Here is a 26,141-nt window from a genome sequence, read left to right as displayed (position 1 = left end):
CACGGGTGCTAGTTGGAGGTGAACCCGACCAGCAGCCCGCCGGTGACCTTGACCGCGAGATTGTAGATTCCCGCGACCACGGCCCCGAGCACGGTGACGACGATCAGGTTGAGGATCGCGATGATGGCCGCGAACGCCATCACCTGGGGCAGCCCGACGAAGGCGGAGATCGAGATGCCGCCATCGGAGATGCTCTGGAAGAAGTCGTCGAAGCGGGCGATGAGCCCGGTGGTCTGGATGACCATGAAGACCAGGAAGAACGAGACGACGGTGACGACCGCGAGCGCGACTGCCGCGAGGAACGACAGCTTCACAGCCGACCAGAAGTCGATGTAGACCAGGCGCAGGCGCACCTGCTTGGCGCTGGTCTTGCTGCTGGACTTCTTGGCGAGCTTGTCGGCTACGGTGCTCATGCGTCAGTACTCTCTTCGGGGATCTCGGGCGAAGCCTCGGGGGTGGCGACCTCGGCGTCCTCGGCTGCCTCGGCTGCCTCGGCTACTTCCGTCAGGCCTCGCTCGCCGTTTCTGGCGATCGCGATGATGCGATCAGCGTCATCAGCCCGGGCGAAGACGACACCCATGGTGTCGCGACCCTTGGCAGGCACCTCGGCCACGGCAGAGCGTACCACCTTGCCGCTGGCAAGAACCACCAGGACCTCGTCGTCCTCCGCGACGATCAGACCGCCCGCGAGAACGCCGCGATCGTCGCTCAGCTTGGCGACCTTGATGCCGAGTCCACCCCGGCTCTGCGACCGGTACTGGCTGACATCGGTGCGTTTGGCGTACCCCGCTTCGGTGACCACGAACACATAGCCGTCGTCCTTGAGCATCGATGCCGAGAGCAGACTGTCGTGCCCGCGGAAAGACATTCCCTTGACGCCTTCGGTGGAGCGGCCCATCGGTCGGAGGGCCTCGTCGGTCGCGGTGAACCGCAGCGACATGCCGTGTCGGCTGATGAGGAGGATGTCGTCCCCCTCGTCGACGAGCATCGCGCTCACGACCTCGTCGTCCTCGCGCAGCTTGATCGCGATGACGCCGCCTTGGCGGTTGGTGTCGTACTCGGTGAGGCGGGTCTTCTTCACAAGACCGCTGTGGGTCGCCAGGACGAGATAGGTCGCGACCTGGTAATCGCGGATGTCGAGCACCTGCGCGATCTCCTCGCCGGGCTGGAAAGCCAGGAGGTTCGCGACGTGCTGACCCTTGGCATCCCGTCCCGCCTCCGGGACTTCATAGGCCTTGCAGCGGTAGACCCGGCCCTTGGTCGTGAAGAACAGCAGCCAGTGGTGGGTGGTGGTGACGAAGAAGTGCTCGACGACGTCGTCGGCGCGCAGCTGCGCACCCTTGACGCCCCGGCCGCCGCGGTGCTGCTGGCGGTAGTTGTCGCTGCGCGTGCGCTTGATGTAGCCGTTGCKCGTGACGGTGAGAACCATCTCCTCCTCGGGGATGAGGTCTTCCACCGACATGTCGCCGTCGTAGCCGGGCATGATCGCCGTGCGGCGCTCGTCGCCGAACTTCGTGACGATCTCGACGAGCTCGTCGCGGATGATCGTCCGCTGCCGGGCCGGCGTCGCGAGGATGTCCTTGAAGTCCTCGATCTGCAGTTCCAGCTCGGCGGCCTCGTCGATGATCTTCTGGCGCTCGAGGGCCGCGAGCCGACGCAGCTGGAGGGCGAGGATCTCATCGGCCTGCCCCGAGTCGACGTCGAGCAGGGTCATCAGGCCGGTCCGCGCTTCATCGGCGGTCGCGGAGCGGCGGATCAGCGCGATGACCTCATCCAGCGCGTCGAGCGCCTTGAGGTAGCCGCGCAGGGTGTGCATGCGGCGCTCGGCCCGGCGCAGTCGGAAGTCCGTGCGGCGGACGATGACCTCGATCTGGTGGTCGATCCAGTGCGTGATGAAGCCGTCGAGCGGCAGCGTGCGCGGCACGCCGTCGACGATCGCGAGCATGTTCGCGCCGAAGTTCTCCTGCAGCGAGGTGTGCTTGTACAGATTGTTGAGCACGACCTTGGCGACGGCATCCCGCTTGAGCACAATGACCAGGCGCTGCCCGGTGCGGCCGGAGGTCTCGTCGCGGATGTCGGCGATTCCGGTGATGCGCCCCTCACGGGCGAGGTCGGCGATCTTCACCGCGAGGTTGTCGGGGTTCACCTGATAGGGCAGCTCGGTGATCACGAGGCACGTCCGGCCCTGGATCTCCTCGACGTTCACCACGGCGCGCATCGTGATCGAGCCGCGTCCGGTGCGGTACGCGTCCGCGATGCCCCGGACGCCCAGGATCTGCGCGCCGGTCGGGAAGTCGGGACCCTTGATGCGCTGCATCAGGGCTTCGAGGAGCTCCTCCCGCGAGGCATCCGGGTTCTCCAGCGCCCAGAGGGCGCCCTCGGAGACCTCGCGCATGTTGTGCGGCGGGATATTGGTGGCCATGCCGACGGCGATGCCGACGGACCCGTTGACCAGAAGGTTCGGGAAGCGCGCCGGCAGGACGACCGGCTCCTGGGTCTGCCCGTCGTAGTTGTCCTGGAAGTCGACGGTCTCCTCTTCGATGTCGCGCACCATCTCGAGCGCGAGCGGAGCCATCTTGGTCTCGGTGTACCGCGGGGCGGCGGCGCCCTGGTTGCCCGGGGAGCCGAAGTTGCCCTGCCCGAGGGCGAGCGGGTAACGCAGTGCCCACGGCTGCACGAGCCGGACGAGGGTGTCGTAGATCGCGGTGTCGCCATGGGGGTGGTACTGACCCATGACCTCGCCGACGACACGGGCGCACTTCGAGAACGACTTGTCGGGGCGATAGCCGCCGTCGTACATCGCATAGATGACACGGCGATGCAMGGGCTTCAGGCCGTCGCGCACATCGGGAAGCGCCCGGCCCACGATGACGCTCATCGCATAGTCGAGGTAGCTGCGCTGCATCTCCGACTGGAGATCTACCGGCTCGATGCGGCCGTGCGGATCGGATGCCACGGCGCCGTCGGATGCGTCAGTCATTTCGTTCTCTCAGTCGTCTTCTCATAGGAGCCCGCAGCCGGGCTCGTTCGTCTGACTCGGCTCGCTCGACCGGCGCTCGCGCGCGGTGCGAAGCGGGCCGGGCGGCTAGATGTCGAGGAAGCGGACATCCTTCGCGTTCTTCTGGATGAACTGGCGCCGGGATTCGACATCTTCGCCCATCAGCGTCGTGAAGATCTCGTCAGCCGTCACCGCGTCGTCGATGGTGACCTGACGAAGCGTGCGGGATGCCGGATTCATCGTGGTCTCCCACAGCTCCTTGTCGTTCATCTCGCCGAGACCCTTGTACCGCTGGATCGCGTTGTCCTTCGGAATCCGCTTGCCGCTGGCGACCCCGTCGGCCAGCAGTGCGTCACGCTCGGCGTCGCTGTAGACGTATTCGTGTGCGGAGTTCGACCACTTGATCCGGTACAGCGGCGGCATCGCGAGGTAGACGTAGCCCGCCTCGATGAGTCCGCGCATGTAGCGGAACAGCAGCGTCAACAGCAGCGTCGTGATGTGCTGCCCGTCGACGTCGGCATCGGCCATCAGGACGATCTTGTGGTACCGCGCCCTGCTGACGTCGAAGTCCTCGCCGACGCCGGCGCCGAAGGCAGCGATCATCGCCTGGATCTCGTTGTTGCCGAGGGCGCGGTCGAGCCGAGCCCGTTCCACGTTGAGGATCTTGCCGCGAAGGGCGAGGATCGCCTGCGTGTGCGGGTCACGACCCTGCACGGCCGAGCCACCGGCCGAGTCGCCCTCGACGAGGAAGATCTCGCTCAGCGACGGGTCCTTGCTCGTGCAGTCCTTGAGCTTGTCGGGCATCGACGCGCTCTCGAACACGCTCTTGCGGCGCGCGGTCTCGCGCGCCTTGCGCGCGGCCAGCCGTGCGGTCGCCGCGTCGATCGCCTTGCGCACGACGAGCTTCGCCTGCGCCGGGTTGCGCTCGAACCAGTCGCCGAGCTGATCGCCGACCACCTTCTGCACGAACGCCTTCGCCTCGGTGTTGCCGAGCTTCGTCTTGGTCTGGCCCTCGAACTGCGGCTCGGAGAGCTTCACTGAGAGGACCGCCGTCAGGCCCTCGCGCACATCGTCGCCGGAGAGGTTCTCGTCCTTCTCCTTCAGCAGGTTCTGCGCGCGGGCGTACTTGTTGACCAGCGTCGTCAGCGCGGCACGGAATCCCTCTTCGTGCGTGCCACCTTCGTGGGTGTTGATGGTGTTCGCGTATGTGAAGACGTTCTCGGTGTAGCTCGTCGTCCACTGCATCGCGAGCTCGAGCGCGATCTTGCGATCGGTGTCCTCGGACTCGACCTCGATGATCTGGTCGTTGACGACATCAGCGTGCCTTATGCGATTGAGATGTTCGACGTAGTCGACGAGTCCGCGCTCGTAGAGGAACGAGTCGTGCGGCTGCTGCAGCACGAGAGTGCCGCTCTCCTCGACTTCGATCGCTGCCGAGGGTCGCTCGTCGACGAGATCGATCCGCAGCCCCTTGTTCAGGAAGGCCATCTGCTGAAAGCGGGTGCGCAGCGTGTCGTAGTCGAATTCGACGGTCTCAAAGATTCCGGCATCCGGCCAGAACGTGATCGTCGTTCCGGTCTCGCTGCTCTCCTCGCCGCGTTCGAGCGGGGCCTGAGGCTCGCCGCCGTCGCGATACGACTGACGCCAGACGTATCCCTGGCGCCGCACCTCGACCTCGAGGCGAGTGGAGAGGGCGTTCACGACCGAGGAGCCGACGCCATGCAGACCACCGGAGACCGCGTAGCCGCCGCCGCCGAACTTTCCGCCGGCGTGCAGCACGGTGAAGACCACCTCGACGGTGGACCTGCCCTCGCTCTTGTGGATGTCGACCGGGATCCCTCGACCGTTGTCGATCACCCGTACGCCGCCGTCCGGCAGGATCGTGATGTCGATGGTGTCGCAATAGCCGGCGAGGGCTTCATCGACGGAGTTGTCGACGATCTCGGACACGAGGTGGTGGAGGCCACGCGGGCCGGTCGAGCCGATGTACATGCCGGGGCGCTTGCGGACCGCTTCCAGACCCTCGAGCACTTGAATCGAGTCTGCGCCGTAATCACTCAGAGGCTTGTTCGGAGCGGGCGATGCGGAATGTCCGGCGGCGCTATCGGGATTCACGGACGTCATATGTTCTCGAACGCTCCAGTCGGTCGTCGGGGGTAGCTCCAGTCTACCAAGAAGACCCCCGTTCACGGCCATTCTGAGGCCCTGTAGCGCGCGCAAATCCTTCAGAACGACGCTGGAGGTGACTCAACCGTAGGTATCGCGCGGGCCACGCCCTGGAACGGCTCTGGGACCCCATTTCCAGGAGGGGACGTCCGGGCCGATGAAGCGGATCCCATCGACCCCTGCTTCTGGGAACCTCCGGATGATCTCGGAGAGGATCTGCGCGCGCATCAGCTGCAGCTGTTTCGCCCACGCGGTCGAGTCCGCCTGCACGGTCAGCACACCATCCAGGAAGGCGACCGGTGTCGTGTGGGCGGCGGTCCCTTCGCCGGCCACTTCGGCCCACGTGCGCACGACGTCTTCACGCGCCAGATTCGCATCCCAGCCCGACTCGCGGGTGAGGTCGGCGAGCACATCGGCCACTCCTCGAGGATCGCGCCCCGGCGTGAACGGGGCGTTCTCGTCGTCGTCCGCCCGCCGCCGCCGCTTGCGGTACGTCCTCGCCGACGGCTCCAGACCGCGCAGTCGCAGGTAGGTCGCCACCGTCTCGGGGATCTCGTTCGGGTCGGAGACGGATGCCGCGCCCCGCGGTGCGTTCACGTCAGGCATCTGCGACCTCGAGAATGCGCCCGCCCTCGACCCGGACCACCTGTGCGCGCAGCGGTTCGGGCACATCCTGCTCCACGGCGGCCGTCACGATGACCTGCTCGTACCCCCGGACCAGCTCGGCCAGCCGCACGCGACGATCGGCGTCGAGTTCGGCGAAGACATCGTCGAGGATCAGCACCGGGTCGCCGAGGCGGGAGTCCGCGCGGAGGAGTTCGGCGGAAGCCAGTCGCAGCGAGAGGGCGACAGACCAGGACTCGCCATGCGACGCGTATCCCTTCACCGGAAGCCCGCGCACCCGGAGAACGGCGTCATCGCGATGGGGACCGACGAGCGTGAGACCACGGTCGAGCTCAGCGGACCGTCGCGCGGCGAGGGCGGCACGGAACTGATCGGCGATCTGGGCCGGCGCGGTGTCGGTGGTCGCGGCATCCGATCCCTCTTCAGGATCGCCACCCGTCACCGACAGCGCCCAGTGCAGCTCGGGACGATGATCCGCCCCGGCGATCGAGGCGTACGCGTGCGCGAGCGGTTCGGCCAGTTCCACAGCGAGGGCCAGGCGTGCCTCGATCACCTGGGTTCCGAGCGAGATCAGTTTGTCGTCCCAGACCTCGAGGGTGGACAGGCCCTCGCCGCGCACTCCGCGGGCCTTCGCCGACTTGAGCAGGGCGGTGCGCTGCTTGAGCACGCGGTCATAGTCCGCCAGCACGCCCGAAAGACGAGGCGTGCGCTGGATGAGCAGCTGATCCATGAACCGCCGGCGCCCGGACGGATCGCCGCGGACGATCTGCAGATCTTCAGGGGCGAAGAGGACGACCTGGGCATACCGCGGCAGCTCGGCCGGCTTCACCGGGGCTCCGTTGACACGAGCCTTGTTCGTGCCCTGTCGGTTGAGCTGCACTTCGAGCAGGACCCGGCGCTCGCCATGGGTGAGGCGGGCACGCACGATTGCGGCATCCGCCCCATCGCGCACCATCGGTGCATCCTGAGACACCCGATGGGAGCCGAGCGTCGCGAAGTACGCGATCGCTTCGACGAGGTTCGTCTTGCCCTGCCCGTTGCGGCCCACGAACACGTTCGGCCCGGGCTGCAGCGCGACATCGGCGACCGCATAGTTGCGGAAGTCGACGAGGCTGAGCTGCTCCACGATCACCGGGTCAGACTACCCGCCACCTCCCCCAGCACTCCCGCCGAAACGGAAGCCGGGTGGTCAGCGGAGGAGCAGGTTCGGCTGCAGCAGGTACTTGAAGGTCTCGGCGCCGCCTTTGTCGACCGACGTCTGCGGCGTGATGAGCACGGGGCTCAGCTTGTTCGCGTTCTCGCTCGACGTGAACGTGATCCGCACGAACTCGCTGCGGACCGCGCTGAGCGACTCGATCAGGTACTGAGGATTGAGCCCGAGCGTGACTTCCTCGCCCACGAGGGTGGCATCGACCGACTCGGACGCGCGCGCCTGCTCGGTGCCCGAAGCATCCATCGAGACGCCCTCGGCGCTGAACGTGAAGCGCAGCGGTGCCGAGCGGTCCAGGACCAGCGACACGCGGCGAACAGCTTCGGTGAGCTCCGCGGTGTTGACCACGGCGTGATGCTCGGTCTGCTCGGGGAACAGCCGGCGAACCGGCGGGAAGTTGCCCTTGATCAGCAGCGACGTCACCGTCTTGTTGCCCGCCGTGAACGCGATGATCTCGCGATCGCCCGAGCCGGAGAACGTGATCGAGATATTGCCGCCGTGCGAGAACGTCTTTCCGACCTCGGTGAGCGTGCGCGCCGGGACCAAGGCCGTGGTCGCCTCGTCGGAGGCGGTGGCGCCGCCGTCCCAGGGGATCTCGCGCAGCGCAACGCGGTAGCGGTCGGTGGCCACCAGGCTCAGCTGCGTTCCGGACACCTCGAGCTGGACGCCGGTGAGCACCGGGGTGACATCGTCGCGCGACGCGGCGAACGCCACCTGCGCGATCGCCGTGGCGAAATCCTCACCAGGAACGACGCCCGAGTCGCCGGTGACCTCCGGGATCGCGGGATATTCCTGTACCGGCATCGACGCGAGCGTGAATCGTGCCGAGCCGCAGCTGAGCAGGATGCCGCCGTCGTCGTCGACTTCGATCTGGATCGGTGCGTTCGGCAGGCGACTGGCGATCTCGGACAGCAGGCGACCGTGCACGAGGATCGTGCCCGGCTCGTCGACCGTCGCTTCGATCGTGGTGCGAGCAGATGCCTCGTAGTCGAACGCCGCGAGCGAGAGCCCGGCTTCGGTGGCCTCGATCAGCACACCTGCCAGGATCGGCTGCGGGTTGCGCTGCGGCAGCAGCTTGACGACGAACGACACGGCTTCGCTGAAGACATCGCGATTGACGTGAAACCTCACGGGCGCTTCCTTGTCGTTCTGGGGCTTGGGTTTCCCATGCTAGTCCCCAGGTCGACTGAGACCTCAAGACGCAGGGCCCGGCTCTCAAGGTGATCGGACCGGGGCTTCATCAGAAAGTTAACGTCATGGTGTTAACACCTGTGGATGATGTGGATAACTTCACGTTCATCAATCGGGACATGGGAACTACAACAGTGTGAGATGTGGAATCGCTGCGGACTCGCGCAGTTCGGGCATGGGACTCCGGTTGCGGCATCCGATCCTCCGTCCACAGGGATTTGTCATTCGCTCACAGGTTTCCGCAGGGAGATCGAGTTATCCACAGGTTTTCCACACTGTGAAGAACCGCGATTTTGGCCCTGGCCGCGTCGACTGTCAAGCACAATTTGGGGAATGCGTCGACGCATGACCACGACGAACGTCGGACCGGCCGCAGAAGCGACCCGTCGGCGACACGAGAAGGGTCAGCGGCCGTTGCGGCCGAGCTGCGCGCTGATCTCCGAGACCTGGTTGTAGATCGACCGACGCTCCTTCATGAGGTCGCTGATCTTCTTATTGGCATACATGACCGTGGTGTGGTCGCGGTTGCCGAAGAGCTGTCCGATCTTGGGCAGCGACAGGCTCGTCCGCTCGCGGCAGAGGTACATGGCGATCTGCCGGGCTGTCGCGACGGCCTGCGACCTGCTCGATCCGTAGAGGTCATCGACCGAGAGCTTGAAGTACTGGGCGGTCGCCGTGATGATGTCGGTCGGCGAGATCACATTGGTGTCGTTCTGGTCGATGATGTCGCGCAGCACCGTCTGGGCGAGCGACATGTCGAGAGTCGAGCGGTTGAGGCTCGCATAGGCGGAGACCCGGATGAGGGCGCCCTCGAGTTCGCGGATGTTCGACGACACCACGGTCGCGATGTACTCCAGTACCTCGTCGGGAATGTGCAGTCGCTCGCTCTGCGCCTTCTTGCGCAGGATCGCGATGCGGGTCTCGAGGTCCGGCGCCTGGACGTCGGTGATGAGACCCCACTCGAAGCGGCTGCGCATCCGGTCTTCGAACCCGGTCAGGTGCTTGGGCGGCACGTCGCTCGTGATCACGACCTGCTTGTCGTGGTCGTGGAGCGTGTTGAAGGTGTGGAAGAACGCCTCCTGCGTCTCGGCACGACCCTGCAGGAACTGGATGTCGTCGATCAGGAGGATGTCGACATCCCGATACCGAGCCTGGAATGCCGACCCGCGGTTGTTGGCGATCGAGTTGATGAAGTCGTTCGTGAACTCTTCGCTCGAGACGTAGCGGACGCGGATGCCGGAATAGAGGCTCATCGCGTAATCGCCGATGGCGTGCAGGAGGTGTGTCTTGCCCAGTCCCGAGTCGCCGTAGATGAAGAGCGGGTTGTACGCCTTCGCGGGAGCCTCGGCGACGGCGACGGCCGCGGCGTGTGCGAAGCGGTTGGACTGTCCGATGACGAAGTTGTCGAACGTGTACTTCGGGTTGAGCCGCGAGTCGTTTCGAGCGGATGCCGCGTCCGCGGCATCCTCCATCGGCGAGCGGACGACGGCAGCCGGCGCCGGAGTCTGCTGCACCGGGATCGGCGATGTCATGTGCTGGTCGACGATCTCCGGATTCACGACGACTCGGAAGGTCGAGGCCGACGGCTCCTCGTCGACCTTGGCCAGAGCCTCCATGATCGGCGCACGCATGCGCTTGTTGATCTGTGCTGCAGTGAGATCGTTCGGAACATCGAGGTAGAGCGTTCCGCCCATGACTCCCTGGGGGACTGCGAGATTGAGGAATCCCTGCAGCTGCGGGGTCACGCGGTCGTCGGAGGCGAGTTCCTCGAGCACTGCGGACCAGACTGGAACATCTGGAATTTCGTGCTGAGACATAGCCCCCCCCGGGAAGTGGTGATGCGTCACACGCTCAAGGGATAGGTTTTCCCGAGCCTGTGGATAACTGCCGGAGCCACGCTAGTCAGCAGGCCTGTCGGGAGCAAACTCCACTGTAGATCTCGCCCGCGTGTCGGGACCAGGGCCTGCGACTTGTCTGTGCATAATGCCGGTCCACTCGTCCCGGTTTGAGTTATGCGCCCGTACGTCGTAGCCTTAATCGGTTGACTTATGCCCTCGCGGCAGTCCCTGTATCCCGTCCTCCGGTCTGAGCGTCCCGGTGGCACCCTGATCCGGAAGTGATCCCATGAGCAAGCGCACATTCCAGCCCAACAACCGCCGTCGTGCCAAGAAGCACGGTTTCCGTGCCCGCATGCACACCCGCGCGGGCCGCGCGATCCTCTCCGCTCGTCGCGGCAAGGGTCGCACCGAGCTCTCAGCCTGATCGCGAGCGGTGCTGGCCCGGCCGAACCGACTCACCCGCGGAGCGGAGTACAAGGCCGTCGTCCGTCGGGGTCGTCGCTGTGCGGCCGCGCACACGGTGACGTACGTCGTCCGCTCGGATGACGCGTCCGCTGTACGGTTCGGGTTCATCGTCAGTCGGCAGGTCGGTTCCGCCGTCGTGCGCAACACTGTGCGCCGGCGACTCAAAGCGGTCTGCGCCGACTCCCTCGAAACGCTTCGACCCGGATCGGAGATCGTGATCCGAGCCCTCCCGAGCTCCGCGACAGCGCCCTTCGATGAACTCCGCGCCGAAGTCGCGCGCTGTTTGGCCAAGGGAGCCGCATGAGCTCCGCGACGCTTCCCGCCTACTCGCTCGGTGACGGCCGGTTCGAGGCATCCGCTCTGCTTCCCGCCGTATCGCTGCTCCCCCGCAATGCCGTCCTCGCGCTGCTGCACGGCTATCGCGCGACGATCTCCCACGTCTATGGCGACGTGTGCAAGTACTATCCCTCCTGCTCGGCGTACGCCGTGGGAGCGGTCCAGCAGCACGGTGCGGCGAAGGGTGCTGTGCTCTCAGCAGCCCGGATCGCCCGCTGCCATCCCTGGGCCGCCGGAGGAATCGATGATGTACCGCCGCACCGGCGGTTCCCTTACGACCTGACCCCGCACGGTTACGTCGTCCCCCTGCGAAAGGACTGATCCGTGCCGGATCTCATTGGAATGATCCTCTGGCCACTGAAGTGGCTGGTGGAACTTGTGCTGGTCAGTTGGCACGCGCTGTTCACGTTCATCGGTCTGCCCGCGGCCGCTGGCATCACGTGGGTGCTCGCGATCGTCGGCCTCGTGGTGGTTGTTCGTGCGGCGCTGATTCCGCTCTTCGTGAAGCAGATCAAGAGCCAGCGAAAGATGATGGAAATTGCCCCTGAACTGCGGAAAGTTCAGGACAAGTACAAAGGCAAGAAGGATCAGCTCTCGCGCGAGGCGATGAGTCGCGAGACCATGGCGCTGTACAAGAAGCACGGCACCACTCCGGTTTCCGGCTGTCTGCCGCTGCTTGTGCAGATGCCGGTCTTCTTCTCGCTGTACTCGGTGCTCAGTTCGATCAAACTCAATGCCGAGGCGGGCAAGGGTGGGGTGGGACCACTCACTCCCGAGCTCACGATGGAGTTCTACAACGCCAAGCTCTTCGGGGTCGCATCCCTGCACGACACCCTCGTGGGTGCGTGGGAGGCCCAGGAACCGGGCTGGCAGCTCACTGTTGGCATTCTCGTCGTGCTCGTCGTGCTCATGATCGCGTCGCAGTTCTTCACCCAGCTGCAGATCATCTCGAAGAACCTGTCGCCCGAGGCCAAGACCGGCCAGGCGTACCAGATGCAGAGGGTCATGCTCTATGTCCTCCCGCTGGGCTTCATCTTCTCGGGCATCTTCTTCCCGCTCGGTGTGGTCATCTACTGGTTCACGAGCAACATCTGGACGATGGTGCAGCAATTCATCGTCATCCGCGAGATGCCGACACCCGGATCGGATGCCGCGAAGGCCCGTGAAGAGCGGCTCGCCCGGAAGGGCAAGGCGATCGATTCGTCCGGCAAGGTCGTGGCGATGGAGAAGTACGAGGCCGAGCAGCAGCGCCTCCTCGAGGAGGCCGAGCGTGCCAAGGCTGCGGCTCCCAAGCGGCAGCAGCCGGTCAACAAGCAGCGCGCCAAGAAGCAGGCGCAGAAGCCCACCCCTTCGTCGACTGACGGGGCGAAGCCCGCAGACAAGCCCGAACCCGAGGCCGGTACGGCCCCGGCATGACGAGAAGCGCAGAGGAAATCATGACCACGACGGAATCAGGCTCCGTGGACGCACCGGACCGCACGCCGGTCACGGCTGAGCAGCTCGAGCAGGAGGGCGACATCGCCGCCGACTACCTCGAGGGTCTGCTGGATATCGCGGACATCGACGGTGACCTGGCGATGGACGTCCGAACGGGTCGGGCGTATGTGTCCGTGGAGGCCGAGGACGAGCAGTCGCTCGCCCTGCTCTCCCACCCTGAAACCGTTCAGGCGCTCCAGGAACTGACCAGGATCGCGGTGCAGAACCAGACCGGCCGTTTCTCGCGCCTCATCCTCGACATCGGCGGTTCGCGTGACACCCGGGAGCGCGAGCTCGCGAAGCTGGTCGACCGCGCGATTTCGCGCCTGGATGAGGGTGCGACGCAGGCGTCTCTGCCGGCGATGTCCAGCTACGAGCGCAAGCTCGTGCATGACATCGTGTCTGACCGTGGCTTCGTTTCAGAGTCCTACGGCGAGGGCGCTGACCGCCACACCGTGATCCGTCGCAGCTGACGTTTCACGTGAAACGTCGATGATGGTCGAAGTTGAGACTGAGCCCGCGGTCGCCGCACAGATCTTCGGCGACCGCATCGACCTGGCGCGGCGGTTCACCGCCGCGCTGGGTGAGCACGGTGAAGAGCGTGGGCTGATCGGCCCACTCGAACCACCCCGGCTGTGGACGCGCCACGTCCTGAACAGCGCTGTGATCGCGCCACTGTTCACCGGTCGGATCGGCGACATCGGCTCGGGCGCCGGCCTGCCCGGACTTGTACTGGCCATCGCCCGGCCCGATGTGGAGTGGATCCTCATCGAGCCGATGGAACGAAGAGTCGCGTGGCTCACTGAGCAGGTCGAGGCGCTGAACCTGGATAACGTCGAGGTGCTGCGGGCTCGCGCCGAGGACTGGAAGCGTGGTCCGATCCTGGACGCAGTGACCGCCCGGGCCGTCTCCGCGCTCCGGACACTGGTGCCGTTGACCGCGCCGATGGTGCGCCCGGGTGGCGAATTGGTCCTCCTCAAGGGCGCCAGCGCATCAACCGAGATCGACGGCGCGCAGAAGCAGCTTCGCAAGTTCGGCATCTCCGATGCCCGTGTGGAGGTCGTCGGCGAGGGCCTCCTGGACGAGCCGACGCGGGTCGTCCGCGGCACCGTCACCCGCCCGTAGCCTCCCGCTCTGCCCACTTCGTGATCGAGAAGCGGCGAAACCCGCGTATCGAGATCACGAGTCTGTGCTTCCGAGGCGGGGGTTTCGATACGGCGCTGGCGCGCCTACTCAACCACCGGGATCAGCGGTATCTGCGTTCTGGGAGGATGTTTCACGTGAAACGGTGAGGTTCCGCGTGCGCCCGGTGATCGAGCAGCGAGCGAAGCCCGCGTATCGAGATCACAACTCTGTGCTCCGCGGTGCGTCGTTTCGATACGGCGCTGACGCGCCCACTCAACCACCGGGATCAGCGGTATCTGCGTTCTGGGCGGATGTTTCACGGGAAACGGTGATGCCGCACCTGTGGCCGGTGATCGAGTAGCGAGCGAAGCCCGCGTATCGAGATCACAAGTCTGTGCTCCGCGCTGCGTCGTTTCGATAGGCGCTGCGCCTACTCAACGACCGTGGGAAGCCGGCGTGATCGAGACCCGGCACGCGCGGGCAGATGTTTCACGTGAAACGGCGAGGCTCCGCGTGTGCCCGGTGATCGAGTAGCGAGCGGAGCCCGCGTATCGAGATCACGACTCTGTGCTCCGCGGTGCGTCGTTTCGATACGGCGCTGACACGCCTACTCAACCACCGATCTCCGGTGATCGAGTAGCGAGCGAAGCACGCGTATCGAGATCACGACACGGGACACTCCGGGCGATGGTTTCGATACGGCGCTGGCGCGCCTACTCAACCACCGCGTAGCGGTTGCTCTCCTCCTCGGGTCTGCCGACGCGTCCCTGACCCACAGTCTCGGCCAGCGGCATCCGCACCGACGCTGTGCTGGTCATCGTGGCGTGATGGCCTTCATGTACATCCTCGAGTGCAGTGACAGATCGCTCTACGTCGGGAGCACCATCGACCTCGAGCGACGGCTCTGGGAGCACGAGCAGGGACTCGGTTCGAACTATACGAAGTGCCGGCTGCCGGTTCGCCTCCTGTACTGCGAAGAGTTCGATCGGGTGGAGGATGCCTTTCGCCGTGAGAAGCAGGTGCAGGGGTGGAGCCGCGCGAAGCGGCTCGCGCTTGTGAAGGGTCGTGGTGACGAGTTGCCTGAGCTGAGCAAGAAGCGGAACTGGGTGGCGGGGATGGATGTTTCACGTGAAACCGGGTCGCCTAGGGGGACGGTGATCGAGTAGCGAGCGAAGCCCGCGTAGCGAGATCCCCTGACGGGTGGCGAGGTGGGGAGGTTTCGATACGGCGCTGGCGCGGCTACTCAACCACCGGGGGCCCGAGTGGGGTTTCGATACGGCGCTGGCGCGCCCACTCAACCACCGAGCGGGCGGGGGACGGTTGCTCTACGGCGCTGGGGCGCCTACTCAACCACCGGGAGCCGGAGTGGGGGTTTCGATGCGGCGCTGGCGCGCCTACTCAACCACCGGGCGGAGCGGGCGCGCTTACTCAACCCCGGAGCGGTGACGTTTCACGTGAAACATCACCGTCGGCACTGCTGCCGGCGGCGCGGGGAGGGGTGGTGGGGGCGGGCGCGACTAGAGTGGATGAGGAGTTCCGACGGCACGCGAAAGGGAGGGTGTTTCACGTGAAACAACCCGAGAACGCGGGGGCCGCCGCACCCTTCTCGATCGACGACACCCCACTGGCTCGCGAACTCGCCGATCTGACGGCCCGCCGCCGTGCCCTCGAAGCGGTCTCCATCTCGTTGAGTGGCCAGACCCGCATCCTGACGGTGTCGAACCAGAAGGGTGGGGTGGGCAAGACCACCACCACCGTGAACATCGCGGCGTCGCTGGCAGCGATCGGGGCGAAGGTCCTTGTGATCGACCTCGACCCGCAGGGCAACGCCTCCACCGCGCTCGGGGTGCCGCATACCGCAGACATTCCCTCGATCTATGACGTGCTGATCGACGACTTCTTGCTCGCGGACATCATTCAGACCAGTCCCGAGTCTCCCAACCTGCTGTGCGCGCCGAGCACGATCCACCTCGCCGGCGCTGAGATCGAGCTGGTTTCGCAGGTTGCTCGAGAGCATCGGCTGCGCACCGCGCTCGACGATTACCTTCGGGGGCTCGAGGAGCGACTGGACTTCGTCTTGATCGACTGCCCCCCGTCGCTCGGACTGCTGACGATCAATGCCTTCACGGCTGCGCGCGAGCTCCTGATCCCGATTCAGTGCGAGTACTACGCACTCGAGGGCCTCAGTCAGCTCCTCAGCACCGTGCGGATGATCCAGAAGCACCTGAATCCGCAGCTTCGCCTCTCGACCATCCTCCTGACGATGTACGACGGGCGCACCCGCCTGGCGCAGCAGGTCGCCGAGGAAGTCCGCGAGCACTTCGCCAAGGAAGTGCTTCGCACCGTGATCCCGCGCTCGGTGCGGGTCTCAGAGGCGCCGAGCTTCGGCCAGACGGTGATCGCCTACGATGGGCAGTCGGCTGGAGCTGTGGCGTACCGCGAAGCCGCGGTCGAAATCATCAAGCGGGACAGCGAATCCGCGACCAAGGGGGACTGATGGCCAAGCGAACCGGCCTGGGGCGGGGGATCGGCGCCCTGATCCCGACCAGTGAGAGCACCGAGGCGCGTCCCGTCGACGTGTTCTTCCCTGGGGCGTCCCTCAACCCCAGAATCAGCGACGACGCCGACACCGACACCGACACAGAGATCGAGCAAGCTGCCCCCGATCTGGTCGAGGTGCCCGGTGCGCGGCTCGTGCACATCGATCCACACACGATCGTTCCCAACCCGCGCCAGCCGCGGACGCACTTCGACCAGGATGACCTCGCCGAACTCGTCCACAGTGTGCGCGAATTCGGGGTGCTGCAACCTGTCATCGTGCGCGACCGCGGTGACGGCACCTACGAGCTGATCATGGGCGAGCGCCGCACGCGTGCGGCGCGCGAGGCCGGCCTCGACTCGATCCCCGCCGTCGTCCGCGATACCGCCGACGAGCATCTTCTCCGTGATGCGCTGCTCGAGAACCTGCATCGCTCGGAGCTGAACCCACTCGAGGAGGCGTCCGCCTACCAGCAGCTGCTCGAGGACTTCGGCATCACGCAGGAAGAGCTCGCCGGCCGAATCGGGCGCTCCCGTCCGCAGATCAGCAACACGATCCGCCTGCTGAAGCTTCCGCTGCCGGTGCAGCAGCGCGTGGCCGCCGGGGTGCTCACCGCCGGCCACGCACGAGCGATCCTCTCGCTCGGCACCCCCGAGGCGATGCAGCGGCTCTCCGACAAGATCGTCAACGAGGATCTCTCGGTGCGGGCCGCCGAAGCCGCCGCGAAGACCCCGGAAGCCGTGGCGACACGACCGATCAAGCCGCAGCCCGGGGCGCGACGGGCGCATCTCGACGAGGTGGCCGAACGCCTCGGCGATCGCCTGAACACGCGCGTCCGCATCGCGCTTGGCGCCAGAAAAGGCCAGATCAGCATAGATTTCGCGAGCATCCAGGATCTCAACCGGATTCTCGACGAACTGGGCGAATCGGACTACGGCGCGCGCTGAGCGTCCTCTAGTTCGGCAGCCCGGCGGCGCAGCAGGGCGGCCTCGGAGTCGTTGCCGGGAAGAGCAGCCGCCATGCGGAAGGCGGATGCCGCGGCATCCGCCTGTCCCAAACTCTCGAGCAGCTCTGCGCGGACGGCGTGCAGCGGCCGGAAATCACCGAGTTCCGCTGACAGGGCATCCACGAGCGGCAGTGCGACCTCCGGGCCCTGCGCCATCGAGATGGCCACCGCCTGGTTGAGCCGAACGACGGGGGACGGTGCAAGCTCCAGTTGAGCGTCGTACAGCCGAACGATGCGCGCCCAGTCGGTGTCCTGGGGCGTGGGAGCCAGCGCGTGGCAGGCCGCGACGGCGGCTTGGAGACCGTAGTACCCGAGTCCTCGGTCGAACGACTCGGCGCGCGCGAGCGCGGCACGGCCCCGCTCGATCGCGGAGCGGTCCCAGCGCGAGCGATCCTGCATAGCGAGGGTCAGTGGCAGCCCGTCCGGGTCGATCCGGGCGGCGAACCGCGACGACTGGAACTCCATGAGTGCGATCAGCGCGAACACCTCGGGCTCATCCGGCGTGATCGCCGCGAGCTGGCGCCCCAGGCGCACCGCTTCACGTGCGACATCCGGCCGCACCGGGTGTGCGCCGTCCGTGGGGGCGTAGCCCTCGGTGAAGAGCAGATAGAAGACCTGGAGAACGCTCGCGAGCCGTGCGGGCCGCTCGGCGCGCGCGGGCACCTCGAACGGCACGCCTGAGTCGGCGAGGGCGCGCTTCGCCCGCACGATGCGCTGCTGCGTGGCGGGGATGGTGATCAGCAGCACCCGCGCAATCTGCTCGGTAGTCAGGCCGGCCACGGTGCGCAAGGTGAGGGCAAGCCGTGCCTGTGGGGCGAGGACCGGGTGGCAGGCGATGAACACCAGCCGCAGGACGTCATCGTCGATCCGATCCGGATCCCCTGCCTGCGCCACAGGATCCCGGTGTTCGCCACCGATGAGCTCGTTTCCCAGGAGGATTTCGCGCTCTTCGAGCCGTTCCCGGCGCCGCCAGCCGTCCACGGCGCGCCGTTTGGAGACCGTCATCAGCCAGGCTCCCGGATTGTCCGGGATTCCGCTCTCGGGCCACGCCACGAGCGCATCGAGGAGCGCCGCCTGGGCGAGATCCTCCGCCCACGAGAAGTCGCCTGTGTACCGGGTCAGCGCGGCCACGATGCGTGCGGATTCGGCACGCCAGACGGCTTCGACGGCGCGACGGGTGCGGTCGTCACCCATGGTGAGCGGCGTCTCCGGACGGTCGACGTAGGCTGGAGGCATGGGACTGGACGAGACGCCCCACCGCCGCAGGGCGAGCCTGGAACTGCTTCGTGCCGAGGCATCCGACGAACTCGCCGCCGTCGTCCACGAGCGCCTGCGTGCCGGTGAGGACCCCTGGGACTTCATGGAAGACCTGCCGAGCGTCGATGAACTCGTGGTGTTCATGCTGCGCGCCGAGAACATCGCCGCGAACGATGGAGCGCGCCCCAATGCGGCGCGCCACTATCGGGTGCTGCGACAGATCGCCCTCGAGTATCCGGAACTCACCCGTGCGGTGTGGCGGCTGCTCGGCGACGCGAACACGCACCGCCGCTGGGATGCGGTGGTGCGTGCCGACGCGTCCTGAGCTCACACCTGAGCTGCGCGCCACTCCTGGGCCTTCTGGAGCCATTCGTTGTCCTCGGGCAGGTCGACTTCGGAGAATTCGTTGACACGCCGCACCTCGAGACTCACCCCGGGGCCCAGTGGGCACTTCTTCGCCCAGTGCTCGGCTTCCTCGCGAGTGGCCACCTCGAGGATCCAGAATCCCGTGAACACCTCGCGCGCTTCCGCATAGGGGCCGTCCGTGACAACCGGCGGCACTGTGGAGAAGTCGACGCGGAAACCTTCGCTCGCATCGGCGAGGCCCTCGGCGGAGAGGAACACGCCGGCCTTCTGCATCTCCTCGTTGTAGGCGCCCATCACGGCGACCACCTGCTCCATGTCGAGGTCTTCTGAGGCGCGGGCGGCTGCTTCGGGCTCGACCTGCATGATCATCATGTAACGCATGTTCCTGCTCCTTCGCGGTGTACGAGCCTGGGCTCGGAGGGGCCTGAACGCCTGCCTCACACTGCACGTCGAACGGTCGGGGCCCAGATCGACAGTCTGAGGCAAAACTCTTCAGATGTCGATGGATGCCGATCGGAGCATGTATGCGAAAATCCCCGGTGAGCGCAGGAAAGGCGCACCGGGGATTTCGTCAATGTCAAGGTCTACGCGAGGTACTCCGCGAGGTCCTGCTCGAGGGCGAACTTCGGCTTGGCGCCGATGATCGTGGTCTGCACCTCGCCCTTGCTGAACACCTTCATCGCGGGGATCGAGGTGATCTGGTACTTCATCGCCAGGTCGGGGTGCTCATCGACGTTGAGCTTCAGAACCGTGATCTTCGAGGGGTGCTCGGCCTGGATCTGGTCGAGCACAGGCGCGACCATCCGGCACGGCCCGCACCATTCCGCCCAGAAGTCCACGAGCACGGGGCCGTCGGCCTCCAGCACGTCCTCTTTCCAGGTCTGCGAGGTGGTCGACTTGGCAGTCATGTGTTCTCCTTTGTGGAAGTCTTCTCGTTCGGTGGAACGTCGATGGGCGCGAGAGTGTTCCCGAGCCTGCACCGACGATGCGACGGTGGGCTCAGGCGGCGTCGACCCGTACGTGGGCATCGATCTGGTCGGCGTTCACATCGGGTGCGCCGGCTTCGCCGAGGGCGGCGAGGTAGTGCTCGACGTCGAGGGCGGCGACCGTCCCGCTGCCGGCGGCCGTGACGGCCTGTCGATAGGTCGGGTCGATGACGTCGCCGGCCGCGAACACTCCGGGCACTGACGTGCGCGCCGAGCGCCCGTCGACCCAGACCGTTCCCTCGGCAGTCAGTTCGAGCTTGCCGTGCACGAGGTGCGTGCGGGGGTCGTTGCCGATCGCGACGAACACGCCCTCGAGCGGCAACTCACGGGTGGAGCCATCGACCGTCGAGGTGAGCACGGCGCCGGTGACGGCATCCGTCCCGATGATCTCTGAGACCTCGCTGTTCCAGACGAACTCGATCTTCGGGTTCGCGAACGCGCGGTCCTGCATGATCTTGGAGGCGCGCAGCTCGCTGCGGCGATGGATCACGTAGACCTTCGAGGCGAACTTCGTCAGGAAGGTCGCCTCCTCCATCGCGGAGTCGCCCCCGCCGACGACCGCGATGACGCGCTCGCGGAAGAAGAATCCGTCGCAGGTGGCGCAGTACGAGACGCCCCGGCCCGACAGTCGGTCTTCACTGGCGATGCCGATCTTGCGGTGGGCGGATCCGGTGGCGAACACGATGGATTCCGCCTCGTGGGAGGCGCCGCTGCCGAGCTTCACGCGCTTGACGGGACCGTCGAGGTCGAGCTCGATGACGTCGTCGTAGAGCACCTCGGCACCGAAGCGCTCGGCCTGCTCCTGCATCTTGGTCATGAGGTCGGGGCCCTGGATTCCCTCGGGGAAACCGGGGAAGTTCTCGACATCCGTCGTGTTCATCAGCTCGCCACCTGCTTCGACGGAGCTTGCCACGACGAGGGGGTTGAGGTTCGCGCGGGCAGCGTAGATAGCCGCCGTGTAGCCTGCCGGACCCGACCCGATGATGATCACCTGACGCACGTGCGTCCTCCTTTGATGGTTCCGGATGCCTCAACACATGGTAGCCGCGTGGCATTCCACGAAACCTGGGTGTGTCAGCGGCGTCCGGGCAGCATGCCCTTGATCATCGCCACTGCCGGGCCGAGTTCCGGCGCCCGCAGCAGCGCCAGGAACCCTGCGTAGACGAGGACGGAGACGGTCCCGATGACGAGCGTCCCGATCGCTCCGAGTAGCCGATCCGACGCCATCCATCCCTCGACGCCTCCGGAGAGCTCGAAGATGAGCCAGCCCGCCGCGCCCGCCGGGACGGCTGCGAGCGCGAACCGGCCGAGCGACAGCATCCACACCCGCACGGCGATGCGGCCGAGGCGCCGGCGCAGCAGGAACGTCGCGACGATCACCTGCACGAGGCTCGACAGGGACTGACCGAGCGCGACACCGGCGGCGAGCACGTCGACGGGGAGAATCCACGCCGCGACGAGAGCGGTCACGACCACGAGCGTGCACTGCAGCAGGGTGAACAAGAACGGGGTGCGGGTGTCGTCGTAGGCGTAGAACGTGCGCTGGATGACGAACAGCACGGCGAGCGGCACGAGCCCCACCAGGAAGCAGATCAGCACCAGCGCGGCATCGACGGCCTGGTCGGCGGAGTCGGTGAAGATGCGCGAGGCGGGGATCGCGGCGGCCATGAGCGCGGCCGTCGCGATCACGATGAACAAGCCGAGGGTGCGGATGCTGCGGCCGATGTCGCCGCGGACATCGTCGTCGCGTCCGGCATGGGCGTGCTCGCTGAGCTGCGTGAAGTACGGCGTCCCGATCGAGAGCACGATGATCGAGTACGGGAGCATGAAGATGAGCCAGGCGTTCAGCACGACGAGGTTCGCCGCCGCCTCTCCGGATGCCCCGGACAGGACCCGCGACTGGATCCATCCAGCCAGCTGCCCCGCGATCACCATGAGGAACGTCCAGCCGGCCAGCCGCCCGAGCTGGTTGAGGCCGACACCGCGCCAGCGGAAATCGGGGCGCAGGTGCAGGCCGGCCCGTCGCCAGAAGAGGAGCAGGACGACGGTTTGGATCACGATGCCGAGCGTTGCTGTTCCCGCGAGCAGCGCGATCATCTCGGGGGTCCAGTCCTCGACCTGGGTCTGGCCGGGGCCGAAGATCACGATGAAGAGTGTGAACCCGGTGATCGAGACGAGGTTGTTCACGATCGGGGCCCACGTGTACGGGCCGAACACCCGCCGGGCGTTGAGGATCTCGCCGAGCAGTGCGAAGACGCCGTAGAAGAAGATCTGGGGCAGGCACCAATAGGCGAACGCGGTGGCGAGCGCCAGCTGGTCAGGTGTGAAGTCCGGAGCGTAGATCGCGACGAGCCACGGTGCGATCGCGATCGCCAGGCCGGTCGTGACGATGAGGACCACGGTGCCCAGCGTCAGGAGCTTGGAGATGAAGGCCTGGCCGCCGTCGGCGTGGGCGCTGACCTTCACGATCTGCGGGACGATCACGGCCGTGAGGAGTCCGGTCGAGATGATCACGTAGATGTTGTTCGGCAGCTGGTTGGCGACCGCGAACGCGTCGCCGGCGAAGCCGATGGCACCGACCGCGGCGACCAGCACGATGGTGCGCAGCAGCCCGGTGACTCTGGAGACGATCGTGCCGGCGCCGATCAGGACGCTCGCCCGCGCGATGCCGCTCACGGGGCGGGATCCTCGGGGGCAGGAGCGTCGGACGCGACTTCTGCTGAGCGTCGGGCGTTACGGCGGCGCAGGAGGGTGCGCACCAGACCCAGGACGAGGAGACCACCGGCGAGGATCGCGAGGATGACGATGCCGATCCCCTCCCAGTCGGCGCGGACGTGGACATCCGCGTACTGCGGCTGCCCGATGGCGACGCCCGCAGTGCTCTGGAGGGAGAGCGTGAGCGTGACGTCGCCGTTGCCGATCTGCGCCTGAACCGGCACTTCGGCCCGTGTGTTGCTGTTGGGCAGGGCCGTGACCACGGTGACCGGCTGAACTTCGAGGCGGAGATCGTCAGGGGATGCCAGCAGCTGCACGGTCACCGGGTACGGGAGGTCGTTGCGCACCCACACCGGAATGCCGGCACCGGAGCTGATGAGCTGGATCTGACTCGGCGGCAGGATGCCCACCGAGTCGAGCGTCTCGGCGGTCTCGGCACGGTGTGCGATCACGGCCGCATTCCATGGCTCGGGCGTGGGGATCCACGCGTTGCCCAGCAGTTGGAGGATCTCGGCCCGTTCGGGTCCGGTGAGCAGGGACGGGTCGCTGAGGATGGTGGCGAACTGGGTGAGGGCGGCTTCCTCCGATGCGAGGGCGGATGCCGTGGCCACGCGTGCGTCGTCGACCGCTGCGTCGTCGACCGCGACCGAGGTGGCAGTCGAGTTCACGACACCGCCGAGCGTGATGGGCTTCACGGCGGGTGCGCCCAGGGCGGTCGTGATCGCAGTCCGCAGGGCGACCCGCGAGCGGTCCTCGCCTCGATCGAGGGTGACCAGGAGCGGGGCTCCGTCGGTCTCGCCGACCGCGAACGCGAGATACGCGGTCGCCGCGGTGAGGTGCGCGCCGCGGATGGCGGACTCGCCCTGAAGCGACGCTTCGTGAAGCTCGCGGGAGACGGCGGAGTCGTAGATCAAGGCACCCGCATCGTGGTCGGAGCCGCGCGCCGCCACGGTCGAGCCGTCCGCACCCTGCGCGGTCATCTCGGACGGGATCATCGTGAGCCCGTGCTGGTCGTCGACCGTCAGTGCCCCGAGCGTCTCGACGACCGCGGCGCCTGCGGTGCCGGTCGCCGGCCAGAACACTCCCGCCCGCCCTGCCCCGATGTCGAGGAGGGTGTCGAGGTCGGGATAGACCGGAGCGAGCGGGTCGACCGAGGGGCTGGGGGTGGGCGTCGGTTCTTGCGACGGTTGGGCCACCGGTGCGAAGTCGACCGGTGCCAGATAGGCCTGCAGCGAGGTCGGCTGAAGCGGGGGCACGATCCCGGCCTGCACCTCGGCCGCGACATCCGCATCTCCGAACTGCAGGGCGAAACGCGAGTTGGCGAGCCCCTCCAGCCGGGCGAGCCAGCTGAGCGCACTGGGTGGGGCGGATGTGCCCAGCGCGCGAATCGCGGCGGGGATGGCCGGGTCGACCGCGAGGATCGCCTCGGTGTCGTCGACGGCGTCGAGTTGGGCGGTGAGGGAGCCGTTGGGGGCGGTCAGGTCGGTGAGCTCGAGTGCCGTCAGGAGCCCCTCCGCGGTCGCCGGGGCCGTGATCGGCACGACGATGCCCAGTCCGACCGGCGAGGCGGAGTCGTCCGGCACGATGATCGCGCTCGTCGACGTGAAAGTGCGGGTGGCGGTCGTGAGCGTGGCGACGAGCGGGTAGACGCCCGGCGTGAGCCCGCTGAGGCCGGGCGCGTCGGCGGCGACCACCAGGCTGTCGGTCTGTTCAGCACCAGGACCGACGGCGCCGATGACCTCGGACGCCACCTCTGTCAGGGCGACGTCCGCCGTCTCGCCGGCGAGCCAGGAGTCGAGTGCGGCGCGGGTGGCGAGCGCCTCGTCGGAGAATTCGAGCGCGAGGTCACCGGGCTCGACCGAGGCAGCCGTGCCGTTCTCCAGCGTGACCGACGCGTACAGCGCTTCCCCCGGCCTGAGGATGCCGTTGCCGACGGGGGCGAGGGTGAAGATCGCCTCTCCCGGCGTGGGGCTCGGGGTGGGTGACGGCGTCGTGTCAGCCACCGCCGACAGCGGCGACGCGACCAGCGCTGCAGCGGCGACGAGGCCGGCGATGAGACCCCTCGTGCGTGCACGAAACCGCCGTGCGGGGCGCACGGGCGGCTCGGGGGCAACGGTCATGATGGGGGTTCGCTCCTGTGCGATTGCGGGCCGCACGGTCTGTGCGATTCTACGGTCCGCCCCGATGAGACCCCTGATCGCCGCTCGCGGTTCACCGGTCCTGGACGTGGTGTCAGGTCGGCACGGTTGAATGGCCTGGTGCCGACACCGCTTCCCTCCGACCCTGATCCTGCCCGGTGCGCCGCCTTCGCTGCGGATCTGCGCGACGCGGGATTCCATGCCGAGGCCTTGCGGTCGGCGTGGGGTGACGTCGCCGACGACGCGATCGCACGCGGACTGCGGCGGCCGGCTGATCGCGCGCTGGGCGTTCGCGCGGACGCCCTCGCGGTCCTCGGCCGACTGCTGGTGCTCGGGATGCCGCAGCCGGCGGAGCTCGTCGCCGCGGCGCTCCCTCGCACCGGCGCGGATGGCCTCGTCGCACTCGGACTCGCAGAGCACGTCGTAACGCCGGAGGGCTCCGCCATCCGTCCGCTCGCGCTCGTGCGCCCCCAGCCGTTCGCCGACGCCTCGGGCGACGCCTCCGCCGGCACCGGGTGGTGGATCGCGAGCGACCTCGATGAGGCGGCGCTGGGCGGTCCGCTGCCGGAGTCGCACGTGCTCGGCGCGGGCGGCGCGTCGCTCACGCTCGCCGGCCTCCAGCTCGAGACGCCCGCGGGTCGAGGACTCGACATCGGCACCGGATGCGGCATCCAGGCCCTCCGTGCACGCCAGACCGTCGACCGCATCGTGGCGACCGACATCTCCGCCCGCGCCCTGGCGTTCACTCGGCTGAACGCGCTGCTCAACGGGGTGGACGCCATCGAGACGCGCGCGGGCAGCCTGTTCGAGCCGGTCGCGGGCGAGCGCTTCGACCGGATCGTCTCGAATCCGCCGTTCGTCATCACCCCGCGCGCCGCCGGAGTGCCGGACTACGAGTATCGCGACGGCGGGCTGGTCGGCGACGCCCTGGTCGAGGCGTTCGTCTCCCAGGTCGGGATGCATCTCGAGCCAGGGGGCGTCGCCCAGCTGCTCGGAAACTGGGAGACGCGCGACGGGCTCGATGGTCTCGACCGGGTGCGCGGGTGGGTCGCGGCATCCGCTGTTCCCCTGGAGGCATGGGTCGTCGAGCGCGAAGTGCTCGACCCGCTCTCGTATGCGGAGCTGTGGATCCGGGACGGCGGAACGCTGCCCGGCACCCCGGCATACGCGCAGCTGATCGACGCCTGGCTCGACGATTTCGCCTCCCGCGGGGTCTCGACGATCGGGTTCGGCTACGTGCTGCTGCGTCGTCCGGTGGGCGCGCCGAGTCTCGAGCGATACGAGCGGCTCGGCCAGCCGCTTCCGGTGGGCAGAAGCCTCGGCGGTCACCTCGGCGAGGCCCTCGCCGCACACGACCGGCTCGCGGCGCTCGACGACGCGGGGCTCGCGGCATCCGTCCTCGTCGTCGCTTCCGATGTCACCGAGGCGCGCCACCAGCTGCCCGGCGATGAGGCACCGCAGGTGATCGAACTGCGGCAGGGCGGCGGGTTCGGCCGCACGCTGCAGGTCGACCCCGGCACGGCGGCGCTCGTCGGCGCGTTCGATGGCGACCTCGCGGTCGGCGTGCTCATCGATGCCATCGCCGACCTCCTCGAGGTGGACGCCGCGCTCCTGCGCGCCGACGTCCTGCCGCGGGTGCGCGAATTGGTCTTCACGGGCTTCCTGCGCCTGCCTTGACCCCCACCGTTCTCTGAGGCAGGCCTCG

General features: G+C 67.1%; 24 protein-coding genes. 11 read left to right on the top strand and 13 right to left on the bottom strand.

The genetic code is table 11. The features are described from left to right. Positions 1-8 precede the first annotated feature (8 nt). From ACXJ3V_RS08170 to dnaA, 7 genes are all read right to left on the bottom strand, one after another. Positions 9-413 (bottom strand): DUF3566 domain-containing protein, encoded by a 405-nt coding sequence (locus ACXJ3V_RS08170; RefSeq protein WP_457099792.1) that lies wholly within the window; start codon positions 411-413, stop codon positions 9-11. Continuing rightward, positions 410-2,980, bottom strand: coding sequence for a DNA gyrase subunit A (gene gyrA, locus ACXJ3V_RS08165; protein ID WP_457099791.1), 2,571 nt, complete (start codon positions 2,978-2,980; stop codon positions 410-412). Before gyrA ends, ACXJ3V_RS08170 begins: the two co-directional genes overlap by 4 nt. Positions 2,981-3,085: 105 nt before the next feature. Next, positions 3,086-5,122 (bottom strand): DNA topoisomerase (ATP-hydrolyzing) subunit B, encoded by a 2,037-nt coding sequence (gyrB, locus tag ACXJ3V_RS08160; RefSeq protein WP_457099790.1) that lies wholly within the window; start codon positions 5,120-5,122, stop codon positions 3,086-3,088. Positions 5,123-5,245: 123 nt separating this feature from the next. Continuing rightward, complete coding sequence (locus ACXJ3V_RS08155; protein WP_457099789.1) at positions 5,246-5,770, bottom strand: DUF721 domain-containing protein; 525 nt, start codon at positions 5,768-5,770, stop codon at positions 5,246-5,248. Continuing rightward, positions 5,763-6,920 (bottom strand): DNA replication/repair protein RecF, encoded by a 1,158-nt coding sequence (gene recF, locus ACXJ3V_RS08150; protein WP_457099788.1) that lies wholly within the window; start codon positions 6,918-6,920, stop codon positions 5,763-5,765. Before recF ends, ACXJ3V_RS08155 begins: the two co-directional genes overlap by 8 nt. 57 nt (positions 6,921-6,977) lie before the next feature. Beyond that, on the bottom strand, positions 6,978-8,129 hold the full coding sequence (gene dnaN, locus ACXJ3V_RS08145) for a DNA polymerase III subunit beta (protein ID WP_457099787.1): 1,152 nt from the start codon (positions 8,127-8,129) through the stop codon (positions 6,978-6,980). A 464-nt stretch (positions 8,130-8,593) separates the two neighbouring features. Next, positions 8,594-10,006 (bottom strand): chromosomal replication initiator protein DnaA, encoded by a 1,413-nt coding sequence (gene dnaA / locus ACXJ3V_RS08140; protein ID WP_457099786.1) that lies wholly within the window; start codon positions 10,004-10,006, stop codon positions 8,594-8,596. A 307-nt stretch (positions 10,007-10,313) separates the two neighbouring features. On the opposite strand from dnaA, the gene rpmH reads away from it, so the two are divergent. The 9 genes from rpmH (at position 10,314) to ACXJ3V_RS08095 (ending at position 16,915) form a co-directional block, all read left to right on the top strand. After that, on the top strand, positions 10,314-10,451 hold the full coding sequence (gene rpmH / locus ACXJ3V_RS08135; RefSeq protein ID WP_055961817.1) for a 50S ribosomal protein L34: 138 nt from the start codon (positions 10,314-10,316) through the stop codon (positions 10,449-10,451). 9 nt (positions 10,452-10,460) lie between these two features. Next, positions 10,461-10,796 carry a ribonuclease P protein component gene (rnpA, locus tag ACXJ3V_RS08130; protein WP_457099785.1) on the top strand — a complete coding sequence of 112 codons (336 nt, stop codon included), beginning with the start codon at positions 10,461-10,463 and terminating at the stop codon, positions 10,794-10,796. After that, complete coding sequence (yidD, locus tag ACXJ3V_RS08125) at positions 10,793-11,149, top strand: membrane protein insertion efficiency factor YidD (RefSeq protein ID WP_457099784.1); 357 nt, start codon at positions 10,793-10,795, stop codon at positions 11,147-11,149. Before rnpA ends, yidD begins: the two co-directional genes overlap by 4 nt. A gap of 3 nt (positions 11,150-11,152) precedes the next feature. Continuing rightward, a complete protein-coding gene (gene yidC / locus ACXJ3V_RS08120) occupies positions 11,153-12,244 on the top strand; it encodes a membrane protein insertase YidC (protein ID WP_457099783.1) in 1,092 nt (363 codons plus the stop codon). Positions 12,245-12,264: 20 nt separating this feature from the next. Continuing rightward, the gene (locus tag ACXJ3V_RS08115; RefSeq protein WP_457099782.1) at positions 12,265-12,777 is read left to right on the top strand and encodes a Jag family protein; all 513 of its coding nucleotides are present in this window, start codon (positions 12,265-12,267) and stop codon (positions 12,775-12,777) included. A 22-nt stretch (positions 12,778-12,799) separates the two neighbouring features. After that, positions 12,800-13,429, top strand: coding sequence for a 16S rRNA (guanine(527)-N(7))-methyltransferase RsmG (gene rsmG / locus ACXJ3V_RS08110; protein WP_457099973.1), 630 nt, complete (start codon positions 12,800-12,802; stop codon positions 13,427-13,429). A gap of 827 nt (positions 13,430-14,256) precedes the next feature. Beyond that, complete coding sequence (locus ACXJ3V_RS08105) at positions 14,257-14,595, top strand: GIY-YIG nuclease family protein (RefSeq protein ID WP_457099781.1); 339 nt, start codon at positions 14,257-14,259, stop codon at positions 14,593-14,595. Positions 14,596-14,996: 401 nt separating this feature from the next. Continuing rightward, positions 14,997-15,926, top strand: a complete 930-nt coding sequence (locus tag ACXJ3V_RS08100; protein WP_457099780.1) for an AAA family ATPase — start codon at positions 14,997-14,999, stop codon at positions 15,924-15,926. Continuing rightward, on the top strand, positions 15,926-16,915 hold the full coding sequence (locus ACXJ3V_RS08095; RefSeq protein WP_457099779.1) for a ParB/RepB/Spo0J family partition protein: 990 nt from the start codon (positions 15,926-15,928) through the stop codon (positions 16,913-16,915). Before ACXJ3V_RS08100 ends, ACXJ3V_RS08095 begins: the two co-directional genes overlap by 1 nt. Here the strand turns inward: ACXJ3V_RS08095 and ACXJ3V_RS08090 are convergent. Then, positions 16,900-18,210, bottom strand: a complete 1,311-nt coding sequence (locus ACXJ3V_RS08090; RefSeq protein WP_457099778.1) for an RNA polymerase sigma factor — start codon at positions 18,208-18,210, stop codon at positions 16,900-16,902. The two genes, ACXJ3V_RS08095 and ACXJ3V_RS08090, sit on opposite strands and share 16 nt — an antisense overlap. Here ACXJ3V_RS08090 and ACXJ3V_RS08085 point away from each other — a divergent pair. Then, the gene (locus tag ACXJ3V_RS08085; protein WP_457099777.1) at positions 18,209-18,556 is read left to right on the top strand and encodes a tryptophan synthase subunit alpha; all 348 of its coding nucleotides are present in this window, start codon (positions 18,209-18,211) and stop codon (positions 18,554-18,556) included. The two genes, ACXJ3V_RS08090 and ACXJ3V_RS08085, sit on opposite strands and share 2 nt — an antisense overlap. A gap of 2 nt (positions 18,557-18,558) precedes the next feature. Here the strand turns inward: ACXJ3V_RS08085 and ACXJ3V_RS08080 are convergent, their stop codons facing one another. The 5 genes from ACXJ3V_RS08080 to ACXJ3V_RS08060 form a co-directional block, all read right to left on the bottom strand. Continuing rightward, positions 18,559-18,978 (bottom strand): YciI family protein, encoded by a 420-nt coding sequence (locus ACXJ3V_RS08080; protein WP_457099776.1) that lies wholly within the window; start codon positions 18,976-18,978, stop codon positions 18,559-18,561. 203 nt (positions 18,979-19,181) lie between these two features. Continuing rightward, positions 19,182-19,505: a thioredoxin gene (trxA, locus tag ACXJ3V_RS08075; RefSeq protein WP_457099775.1), complete on the bottom strand. Its 324-nt coding sequence runs from the start codon at positions 19,503-19,505 to the stop codon at positions 19,182-19,184. Positions 19,506-19,596: 91 nt separating this feature from the next. Then, entirely contained in the window at positions 19,597-20,583 is a 987-nt protein-coding gene (trxB, locus tag ACXJ3V_RS08070; protein ID WP_457099774.1) for a thioredoxin-disulfide reductase, read from the bottom strand. 74 nt (positions 20,584-20,657) lie between these two features. Further along, positions 20,658-22,259 carry a murein biosynthesis integral membrane protein MurJ gene (gene murJ, locus ACXJ3V_RS08065; RefSeq protein WP_457099773.1) on the bottom strand — a complete coding sequence of 534 codons (1,602 nt, stop codon included), beginning with the start codon at positions 22,257-22,259 and terminating at the stop codon, positions 20,658-20,660. Then, entirely contained in the window at positions 22,256-24,418 is a 2,163-nt protein-coding gene (locus tag ACXJ3V_RS08060; protein ID WP_457099772.1) for a DUF6049 family protein, read from the bottom strand. Before ACXJ3V_RS08060 ends, murJ begins: the two co-directional genes overlap by 4 nt. A gap of 138 nt (positions 24,419-24,556) precedes the next feature. Between ACXJ3V_RS08060 and ACXJ3V_RS08055 the strand changes: the two genes are divergently transcribed. After that, the gene (locus ACXJ3V_RS08055; RefSeq protein ID WP_457099771.1) at positions 24,557-26,113 is read left to right on the top strand and encodes a DUF7059 domain-containing protein; all 1,557 of its coding nucleotides are present in this window, start codon (positions 24,557-24,559) and stop codon (positions 26,111-26,113) included. Positions 26,114-26,141 lie beyond the last annotated feature (28 nt).

Source organism: Microbacterium sp. P5_E9, from assembly GCF_054049175.1.
Note: the sequence above shows the minus strand (reverse complement) of the source record. Positions and strands in the feature narration are given on the sequence as shown.